This window comes from Frankia sp. CeD, assembly GCF_000732115.1.
In the GTDB taxonomy this organism is placed as follows: Bacteria; Actinomycetota; Actinomycetes; order Frankiales; family Frankiaceae; genus Frankia; species Frankia casuarinae.
This window is the reverse complement of record NZ_JPGU01000074.1, coordinates 1-9,595: the sequence shown is the minus strand read 5'-3', so window position 1 is coordinate 9,595 and position 9,595 is coordinate 1. Positions and strand designations below refer to the sequence as shown.

Genomic DNA, 9,595 nt, shown 5'->3' with positions numbered 1-9,595 from the left:
GGGCGGGCGGATGCGCAGGTGAAGATCCGTGGTTTCCGGATCGAGCCCGGCGAGATCGAGGCCGTGCTGTCCGGGCATCCCGCCGTCGACCAGGTCGCCGTCGTGATGCGTGAGGACCAGCCCGGCCACCGGCACCTCGTGGCCTATCTCGTGCCACACCAGGAGATCGGCGCGGCGGAGATCCGCGCCTTCGTGGCCGGGCGGCTGCCCGAGTACATGGTCCCCGCGGTGGTGGTCGAGGTGGCGGAGCTGCCGCTGACCGCCAACGGCAAGCTGGACCGCGCGGCGTTGCCCGCCCCCGACTTCGGTGCTCTGGCGACCGGGCGGGGGCCGCGCACCGCGGTCGAGGAGCGGTTGTGCGCCCTGTTCGCCGAGGTCCTGGACCTGGNGNNNGTCGGGGCCGACGACGGCTTCTTCGACCTCGGCGGCGACTCGCTGCTGGCCATGCGGCTGATCGCTCGCATCCGCGAGGTGCTGGGCACGGAGCTGAACGTCCGCACGCTGTTCGCCGAGCCCACCCCGGCCGGTGTCGCGGCATCCCTGGAGACCCGCGGCGAGGACGACGACTTCGACGTCCTGCTGCCGATCCGCACCGAGGGGACCCGGCCCGCGCTGTTCTGCGTCCACCCGGTGGAGGGCATCAGTTGGCGCTACACGGGCCTGGCCGACCACCTGCCCGCTGACCTGCCCATCTACGGCCTCCAGGCACGAGGCCTGGCCCGGACCGAGCCGTTGCCGCGGACCGTGGCGGACATGGCGGCCGACTACTTCGAACGGATCCGATCCGTCCAGCCCACCGGCCCCTACCACCTGCTCGGCTGGTCGCTGGGCGGGGTGGTCGCCCATGCCCTCGCCACCCACATCCAGGCACGGGGCGAGCAGGTCGGCCTCCTGGCGATTCTCGACGGCTATCCCGCCTCCACCGCCGTACGGAGCNGGCCGGAGGACGGCCGGGAGGTCATGCCGAAGGTCCGCGGGAAGATGGACCAGCGGCTGGACCGGATGATCGAGCAGGTCGTCGGCCGTGGGGACGTCGGCCGCGGGGACGTCGACGGCGAGCGGCTGCGCAGGATCCGCTCGGTGCTCGACAACACCATGAGGCTGGGCGCGGAGTTCACTCCGGATGTCCTGCACGGCGACCTGCTGCTGTTCGTCGCGCTGCTTGACCGGTTGCCCTCCCAGCCCGCAGCCGAGGCGCCCACCCTGTGGCGGCCCTACGTCGACGGGCGGATCGACGGTCACGAAATCTCAGGAGCCCACCAGGAGCTCATGCAGGCAGAACATCTCGCGGAGATCGCACGGGTGATCNCCGAGAAGCTGGCACGACACGAGAGGTGAGAAAGGTGCCGACGACAAGCATTCGACCGCTCCTCCGTAGCAAGCCGCGCATGTGGGGATGGACCTTCCGATGACCATCAGCCTCGACCGGCCGGAGCCCCCGGCCGCAGCGCTCCCGCACGNCCGGCCGANCGCCAGGATCGNGGGTGTNGGGACCGCCGTGACCGCCACGTCGTACACCCAGCGGGAGCTGCTCGACATCCTGGGCGTGACGGATCCCAGGGTCCGCTCGGTCTTCCTCAACAGCGCGATCGATCGGCGCCACCTCACCTTGCCCCCGGCCGACGCTGCCGGCCGCCGGGTCTGCGAGCCGCAGGGCGACCTGCTGGACAAGCACAAGCGGCTCGCAGTCGGCANGGGGATCGAGGCCCTCACCGCCTGTCTGAAGGACGCCGGCGCCGAGCTGGCCGACTTGGGCCATCTGTGCTGCGTGACCTCGACCGGATTCCTCGTCCCGGGGCTCAGCGCACTGATCATCCGCGAGCTGGGCATCGACCGGCACTGCAGCCGCAGCGACATCGTCGGCATGGGCTGCAACGCGGGCCTGAACGCGCTCAACGTGGTGGCCGGCTGGTCGGCGGCGCACCCGGGAGAGCTCTCCGTCGTGCTGTGCGTCGAGGCGTGCTCGGCGGCGTACGCGCTGGACTCCACGATGCGCACGGCCGTGGTCAACAGCTTGTTCGGCGACGGTGCCGCCGCGGTGGCCATGGTCGCCGGCACGCCAGGTCCGGGGGCGCGCATTCTGAAGTTCGCGAGCTGCGTCATCACCGACGCGATCGACGCCATGCGCTACGACTGGGACCGCGACCAGGGACGGTTCAGCTTCTTCCTCGACCCGCAGATCCCCTACGTGGTGGGCGCGCACGCCGAGCTGGTCGCCGACCGGCTGCTGGCGGGCACCGGCCTGCGGCGCAGCGACATCGCCTACTGGCTGGTGCACTCGGGCGGGAAGAAAGTCATCGACGCGGTCGTGGTCAATCTCGGGCTCNCCCGCCACGACGTCCGGCACACCACCGGAGTCCTGCGTGACTACGGGAACGTGTCCAGCGGCTCCTTCCTGTTCTCCTATGAGCGGCTGTGCCAGGAGGGCGTTACCCGTCCCGGTGACCACGGGGTGCTGATGGCCATGGGGCCCGGCTCCACCATCGAGATGGCGTTGGTCCAATGGTGAGGGCGAAGGAGATCGTGCTGAGGATCGACGGCGCCCAGCCGTTGTCGGCCGAGTCGGTCCGCCGGGTCGCCGAGGTCTGCGACCGGGTGGAGGACTCCGGCGGGACCGCAGCCCTGGTCGCCNACGTGTCGGGCGCCCCGCGCGGCGGGGTGCCCGAGGACCTGACCGTCGGTCTCGTGACCAAGTGGGAGCGGGCACTGCGCCGGCTGGAGCGGCAGTCCGCGACGACGGTCGCCATCGCCTCGGGGGACTGCGGCGGGACGGCACTCGACGTACTCCTGGCCACCGACGTGCGCCTGGCCACCCCCGGCACTCGGCTGCTCGTCATGACCGACGGCGGGGCCACCTGGCCCGGGATGGCCCTCTACCGGCTCGTCCAGCAGGNAGGGACCGCCGCGGCTCGCCGGGNAGNGATGTTCGGCGCGCCGATCGACGCCGTCGAGGCGCTGCGGCTCGGGCTGCTCGACGAACTGTCCGACGATCCGGAGGGCGTGCCGGTGGAAGCCTTCCCCGGGCGGGAGCTGGCGATCAGACGGCAGCTGATGTTCGATGCGAGCACCACGAGCTTCGAGGAAGCGCTCGGTGCCCACCTGGCCGCCTACGACCGTGCGCTGCGCCGCGGGGCGGCATCATGACGGCCGGGGTCGCCGCCCCGCAGCGGGCGGAGAAGGCTCTGGCCGAGGCGGCCGAGCGCGCCGAGGAACGGCTCGCCGCGTTGCCCGAGCCCGCGGTGCGCTCACCCGAGCAGCGGGCCGAGGCCGCCGCCGTGGTGGACGGGATCCGCCTGCTGCGGGTCCGGTTCATGGACGCGCATGCCGACCAGGTGTACGACCGGCTCACGGCTGGCCGCACCATCAGGCTGCGGCTCGGTGAGCTGGTCGAGGCCGCCGCGACCGCGGTCCCCGGCCTGGTGCCCACCACCGGGCAACTCGCCGTGGAACGCGAGCGGCCGCAGAGAAACAAGGAAGGGCGCGAGATCGACCAGGGCATCTTCCTGCGGGCGGTGCTGCGCTCGCCGCTGTCCGGTCCGCACCTGCTCGACTCGATGCTGCACCCGACCCCGCGCGCGCTGGCGCTGCTGCCCGAGTTCCGCCGCACCGGTTCGCTGCGGCTGGAGACGGTACGCCTGGACCGGCGCGACGGGGTGGCCCACCTCACCATGTGCCGCGACGACTGCCTGAACGCCGAGGACGAGCAGCAGGTCGAGGACATGGAGACCGTCGTCGACCTGGCCCTGCTCGACCCGGCCGTCCGGGTGGGGCTGCTGCGCGGCGGGGAGATGAGCCATCCGCGCTACCGGGGCCGGCGGGNGTTCAGCGTGGGCATCAACCTCAAGCGCCTGCACGCCGGGGAGATCTCGCTGGTCGGGTTCCTGCTGCGTCGCGAGCTCGGCTACATCAGCAAGATCGTTAGAGGTCTGGTCGCCGGAGAGGGGGCGACCTGGCGCGGTGGCGTGATCGAGAAGCCGTGGGTGGCCGCCGTGGACACCTTTGCCATCGGCGGCGGGGCCCAGCTCCTGCTGGTGTTCGATCATGTCCTGGCCGCGGCCGACTCCTACTTCAGCCTTCCGGCCACGCGGGAGGGCATCATTCCCGGGGTCTCGGCGCTGCGGCTCAGCCGGTGCGCCGGGCCACGGCTGGCCCGCCAGGTCATCCTGGGCGGCCGCCGCATCTGGGCGACCGAGCCCGCGGCCCGGTGCGTGCTCGACGAGGTCGTCGAGCCGCACGAGCTGGACGCCGCCGTCGACCGGAGCGTGGCCCGGCTCGACGGGCCGGCGGTGGTCGCCAACCGGCGGATGCTGAACCTCGCCGAGGAACCTGTGGCGGAGTTCCGCCGCTTCGTGGCCGAGTTCGTGCTGCAGCAGGCGCTGCGGCTTCATGATCAGGATGTCATCGACAAGGTCGGCCGATTCGCCGGGAGCCTCGCATGAACGAGCCGCGGGTGCGCTACGCGAAGAAGGGCCACGTGGCCAGCATCATGATCGACCGGCCTGAGGTGTTCAACGCGCTGGACCAGCGGACTCACCAGGAGCTCGCCGCGATCTGGAACGACGTGGAGGCCGACGATGAGGTGTGGGTGGCGGTGCTGACCGGCGCGGGCGACCGGGCCTTCTCGGTCGGCCAGGACCTCAAGGAGCGGGCAGAGCTCACCGAGCGAGGCACGCCCGCCACCTCCCTCGGTAGCCGGGGTCAGCCCGGCTGGCCCCGGCTTACCGAGCGCTTCACCCTGTCCAAGCCGGTGATCGCGCGGGTCAACGGGTACGCGCTGGGTGGCGGGTTCGAGCTGGCCCTGGCCTGCGACCTCATCGTCGCCGCCGAGCACGCGGTCTTCGGGCTGCCGGAGGCGCGGCTCGGCCTGATCCCCGGGGCCGGCGGCGCGTTCCGGCTGGCCCGGCAGCTTCCGCTGAAGACCGCGATGGGGTATCTGCTCACCGGTCGCCGGATGACCGCCGCGACGGCACTGCGGTTCGGCCTGGTCAACGACGTGGTTTCCTACCCGGAGCTGGACGGCTGCGTCGCCGAGTGGACCGACGACATCATCAGAAGCGCCCCCCTCTCGGTTCGCGCCATCAAGGAAGTGGTGCTCAGATCTCTCGACATGCCGCTGCCGGAGGCATTCTCCGCCCGATACCACTGGGAAGAGCGGCGCCGGCACAGCCTGGACTCCGCGGAAGGGGTCCGAGCGTTCGTCGAGAAACGCGACCCAGAATGGGCTGGCCGCTGAGCCCGCGCCGTCCGCCGCCCACCGCTGGTGCGTCGTCCAGGAGAAAAGAATCCGTAATCGGGGGTGGGCGTCATTCCGGTTAACCAGCGGGCTGGGGTGGAAAGCGCGTCGAGGCGCAACGAACGGAGGGGCAAGAATGGACATTCATTCGATCGACCACATTGAGCTGTTCGTCGAGGACGCCGCGCAGGCTGCGGCCGAACTGTGCGATTCCTTCGGTTTCNCCGTCACCGGCCGAGGCGGGCCGCGCACCGGGCTCAAGGGCTGCGAGTCGGTGCTGCTGCGGCAGTGCGACATCACTGTCGTCGTCACCGCCGCGACCAGCTCCGACCACCGCGCCGCCGAGTTCGTCCGTCGGCACGGCGACGGAGTGGCGGTCATCGGCTTCGCCGTCGACCAGGCGCAGGCCGCGTTCGCCGAGGCGGTGAATCGTGGAGCGGTGCCGGTCACGCCGCCCGAGACCCTGGGAACGCCGGGCGGCCGCGTGACCTTCGCGTCGGTGGCCGGGTTCGGCGACGTGGAGCACCGCTTCACCTCCCGGGAGGCGGTCGAGGGGCCCTTCTCGCCCGGCCTCATCGAGGAGACCGTCCCAGACCGCTCCAACGAAGGCCTGCTCAGGGCCATCGACCACGTCGCGGTCTGCCTGCCCGCCGGCGAACTGCACCCGACCGTACGCGCCTATCGGGACGTGTTCGGCTTCACCCGGACCTTCGAGGAGCGCATCGTGGTCGGCTCTCAGGCCATGGACTCCCAGGTGGTGCGCAGCCCGTCCGGCAAGGTCACCTTCACCATCATCGAACCGGACACCACCCGCGCCCCCGGCCAGATCGACGAGTTCGTCCGCTCGCACGGCGGGGCGGGAATCCAGCACATCGCGTTCCGCACCGACGACATCACGGCGGCGGTCCGGGACAGCGCGAAGCGCGGGGTGCGGTTCCTCACCACCCCGGCGAGCTACTACGAGGCGCTGCCGGCGCGGCTCGGCCCGGTCGGCGTCCCGGTGGAGACGCTGCGTGAGCTCAATATCCTGGCCGATCGCGACCACGGCGGCGTCATGCTGCAGATCTTCACCGCGTCCCGGCACCCCAGGCGGACCTTTTTCCACGAGCTGATCGACCGCCGCGGCGCCCACACGTTCGGCAGCAACAACATCAAGGCCCTGTACGAGGCCGTCGAACGCCAACGGGCCGCCGAGAGCGCCTGACCTCGGCCTTGGGGGAGTGAGCAGGTGGGAGCTGATCTCGTGCCCCGGCGCCTCATCGTCATCGGCGCCGGATTAATCGGCACCTCGATCGCCCTGGCCGTACGCGACCACGGCGCCGACGTGCTGCTGACCGACCGCGATCCGGCGGCGGCGCGGCTCGCCGCGGGCCTCGGCGCCGGGGTGGTGCTNCCCGGTGGNCCCGCCGCCTNCCGGGGCGCTCCCGCCGACCTCGCGGTGCTGGCCGTACCGCCCGCCGCCGTGCCTGCCGCCCTGCGGGACGCGCAGAAGCACCAGGTGGCCCACGTGTACACCGACGTGGCCAGCGTCAAGCAGGCGCCGATCGCCGAGGCTGCCAAGCTGGGCTGCGACCTCACGGCCTTCGTCGGAGGCCACCCCCTGGGCGGCAGGGAATGGTCAGGGCCGCTGGCCGCCCGGGCCGGCCTGTTCCGCGGCCGGTCCTGGGTACTGTGCCCCACCGGCGAGTCCGGCGCGGCCGCCGCCGCCACGGTGACCGCGCTGGTGCGGGCCTGCGGCGCGCGGCCGGTCCTGATGGATCCCGCCGAGCACGACCGGGCGATGGCGGTGATCTCGCACGCCCCGCACGTGGTGGCCTCGGCGATGGCGGCCCGCTTCGTGGACACCCCGGAGACAATCATGAGGCTGACCGGGCAGGGTGCGCGCGACGTCACCCGGATCGCGGCGGGCGACCCTCGGCTGTGGCTCGGCATCATGTCGGCCAACGCCCATCCGATCGCCGACGTGCTCGACGAGGTGGCGCGGGATCTGGCACGTACGGCCTCGGCGCTGCGGTCCGAGGGGAACACCGCCGTCACCGATCTGCTGGTCCGCGGCCGGGTCGGGCACGGTCGCATCCCCGATCCACAGAAAGTGGAGGACAGCTGATGGAGACAACCCATTACCCGCGCAAGGAAGACCTGCGCAAGGAAGACCTGCACTCCAGCGTCGCCGATCCCGTCATGGACACGATGAACTTTCTCAACGAGGTCACCGTGCGTTTCCCCACGGCGATCTCGTTCGCTCCTGGACGGCCCTATGACGGCTTCTTCGACATCGAGCAGATCTTCACGCAGGTGCGGCGTTATCTCGATCACCTGGCCGAGCGGGGCGACTCGCCAGCTCAGATCCGCGACGCCCTGTTCCAGTACGGCCCGTCCGCCGGACAGATCCGGAAGCTGATCGCCGAATCACTCCGGGTGGACGAGGGCATCGACGTGCCGCCGGAGTCCATCGTGGTCACGGTCGGCTGCCAGGAGGCGATGTTCCTGGCGCTGCGGGCGCTCATGCGGGACCCGGGCGACGTGCTGGTCGTCTCCAGCCCGTGCTACGTGGGGATCACCGGCGCGGCCCGGCTGTTGGACATCGAGGTGACCCCGGTCGAGGAACGGGCGGACGGGCTGCACTGCGCCGATCTGGCGGCCGCGGTCGCGGCCGAGCGGGCGCGCGGGCGCCGGGTCAGGGCCGTCTACGTGGTCCCCGACCACTCCAACCCCTCCGGGGTGACCATGCCGCTGCCGGCCCGGCGGGCGCTGCTCGACCTGGCCGTACGCCTTGACCTGCTGATCCTTGAGGACAGCCCGTACCGGCTGGTCAGCCCGGGCCCGCAGGTGCCGACGCTGAAGTCGCTCGATCCGGCGCGCCGGGTGATCCACCTCGGCTCCTACTCCAAGACGGTCTTCCCGGGGGCCCGCGTCGGATTCGCGGTCGCCGACCAGGTGGTGCGGGACGCCTCCGGAGGGACCGGGCTGCTGGCCGACGACCTCGCCAAGATCAAGAGCATGGTCACGGTGAACACCTCGCCGCTCAGCCAGGCCGCCATCGCCGGGGCCCTGCTCGCCGCCGACGGCCGGATCTCCGAGCTGAACGGCGAGACCTCGGCCTACTACGGCGGCACCATGCGCGCCATGCTGCAGTGCCTGGACAAGCACCTGCCGGCCGAGCGGCGGGCCGAGCGCGGGGNGAGCTGGAACTCACCCCGCGGCGGATTCTTCCTGACCATGCGGGTGCCGTTCCGTGCCGACAATGCCGCGCTGACCCGTTCGGCGCAGGACTTCGGGGTTATCTGGACGCCGATGTCCTACTTCTATCCGAAGGGCGGCGGCGACCACAGCATCCGGCTGTCCACCAGCTACCTGACCCGCTTCGACATCGAGGAGGGCATCGCGCGGCTGGTCGGCTTCGTGGAGTCGCAGGCCAACCCGCCGCGCTGAGTCGGTTACCGCACTGAGTCGGTTACCGCACCGAGCCGGTTACCGGGGTGAGCCGGTTACCGGGGGCCATGGGTCGGCTGGCCGGGTGAAGCCTATGAACGGGGCGTGCACGATGACGAGGCGTGTCGTTCGGTCATCGAATCTGAGTGGACATTTTCAGGGCCGGATGTCCAACTGCTGAATCGGACATCTGGCCGGGTACCGCCTTGCTCTGCCCGTCACGGGTCGGTTACCTTACAGTGGGATGAGTCGTTATCCCCAAATGGTCGCCGACGGAGAGAGGTAATGGTCATGACCAATCCCTTCGAGGACGAGTCCGCCAGCTATTTCGTGCTCGTCAACGACGAAGGNCAGTATTCGCTCTGGCCGGTCTTCGCCGAGGTTCCAGGAGGCTGGTCCATCGTCCACGGTGAGGACTCCAGAAAGGCGTGCCTGGNCTTCATCGAGGAGAACTGGACGGACATGCGGCCCAAGAGCCTCATCGCGGAGATGGCGGAGTACGAGACCGCCGACTGACGGCAGGTCTCGCCGCACCACTCGATACCGGACGGATGAGGCGNGGNCGTCGATGCCTGGTACTGCGGACCTGACACTACCGGAGATGTTTCAGGCGCAGGTGGTCGCGCGGCCTGATGCGGTGGCGGNGGTCTGTGAGGATGTGCGGTTGACCTATGCGGAGTTGGATGCCGCGGTGAACCGGCTGGCTCGTCTGTTGGTGGGTTTGGGGGTGGGGCCGGAACGGATTGTGGCGGTGGCGTTGCCCCGGTCGGTGGAGATGGTGGTGGCGTTGCTGGCGGTGCTGAAGGCGGGGGCGGCTTATCTGCCGGTGGATCCGGAGTATCCGGCCGCCCGGCAGGCGTTTATGCTGGCCGATGCCGCTCCCGTGGTGACGTTGGGTACGGCGCGGACCGTGGGGGCGTTGCCTGAGCA

General features: G+C 70.8%; 10 protein-coding genes. All 10 read left to right on the top strand.

The window, feature by feature from the left end; all coding sequences use genetic code 11:
• The coding region (locus CED_RS20475; RefSeq protein ID WP_035913434.1) for an alpha/beta fold hydrolase at nucleotides 1–1,338 on the top strand (1,338 nt) is incomplete at its 5' end.
• Between the two features lie 70 nt (nucleotides 1,339–1,408).
• Nucleotides 1,409–2,509, top strand: a complete 1,101-nt coding sequence (gene dpgA, locus CED_RS20470; protein WP_035913432.1) for a 3,5-dihydroxyphenylacetyl-CoA synthase DpgA — start codon at nucleotides 1,409–1,411, stop codon at nucleotides 2,507–2,509.
• Nucleotides 2,503–3,144: an enoyl-CoA-hydratase DpgB gene (dpgB, locus tag CED_RS20465; protein ID WP_035913426.1), complete on the top strand. Its 642-nt coding sequence runs from the start codon at nucleotides 2,503–2,505 to the stop codon at nucleotides 3,142–3,144. The genes dpgA and dpgB overlap by 7 nt, the downstream gene beginning before the upstream one ends.
• On the top strand, nucleotides 3,141–4,439 hold the full coding sequence (gene dpgC / locus CED_RS20460; RefSeq protein ID WP_035913423.1) for a (3,5-dihydroxyphenyl)acetyl-CoA 1,2-dioxygenase DpgC: 1,299 nt from the start codon (nucleotides 3,141–3,143) through the stop codon (nucleotides 4,437–4,439). Before dpgB ends, dpgC begins: the two co-directional genes overlap by 4 nt.
• The gene (gene dpgD / locus CED_RS20455) at nucleotides 4,436–5,233 is read left to right on the top strand and encodes an enoyl-CoA-hydratase DpgD (protein ID WP_011436867.1); all 798 of its coding nucleotides are present in this window, start codon (nucleotides 4,436–4,438) and stop codon (nucleotides 5,231–5,233) included. The genes dpgC and dpgD overlap by 4 nt, the downstream gene beginning before the upstream one ends.
• A gap of 136 nt (nucleotides 5,234–5,369) precedes the next feature.
• Nucleotides 5,370–6,437: a 4-hydroxyphenylpyruvate dioxygenase gene (hppD, locus tag CED_RS20450; RefSeq protein ID WP_035913421.1), complete on the top strand. Its 1,068-nt coding sequence runs from the start codon at nucleotides 5,370–5,372 to the stop codon at nucleotides 6,435–6,437.
• Between the two features lie 24 nt (nucleotides 6,438–6,461).
• Complete coding sequence (locus CED_RS20445; protein WP_035913417.1) at nucleotides 6,462–7,340, top strand: prephenate dehydrogenase; 879 nt, start codon at nucleotides 6,462–6,464, stop codon at nucleotides 7,338–7,340.
• On the top strand, nucleotides 7,340–8,665 hold the full coding sequence (locus CED_RS20440; protein WP_035913414.1) for a PLP-dependent aminotransferase family protein: 1,326 nt from the start codon (nucleotides 7,340–7,342) through the stop codon (nucleotides 8,663–8,665). The genes CED_RS20445 and CED_RS20440 overlap by 1 nt, the downstream gene beginning before the upstream one ends.
• Nucleotides 8,666–8,956: 291 nt before the next feature.
• Entirely contained in the window at nucleotides 8,957–9,181 is a 225-nt protein-coding gene (locus CED_RS20435; RefSeq protein ID WP_035913429.1) for an MbtH family protein, read from the top strand.
• Between the two features lie 100 nt (nucleotides 9,182–9,281).
• On the top strand, nucleotides 9,282–9,595 hold a 314-nt coding region (locus CED_RS20430; protein WP_369807867.1), incomplete at its 3' end, for an AMP-binding protein.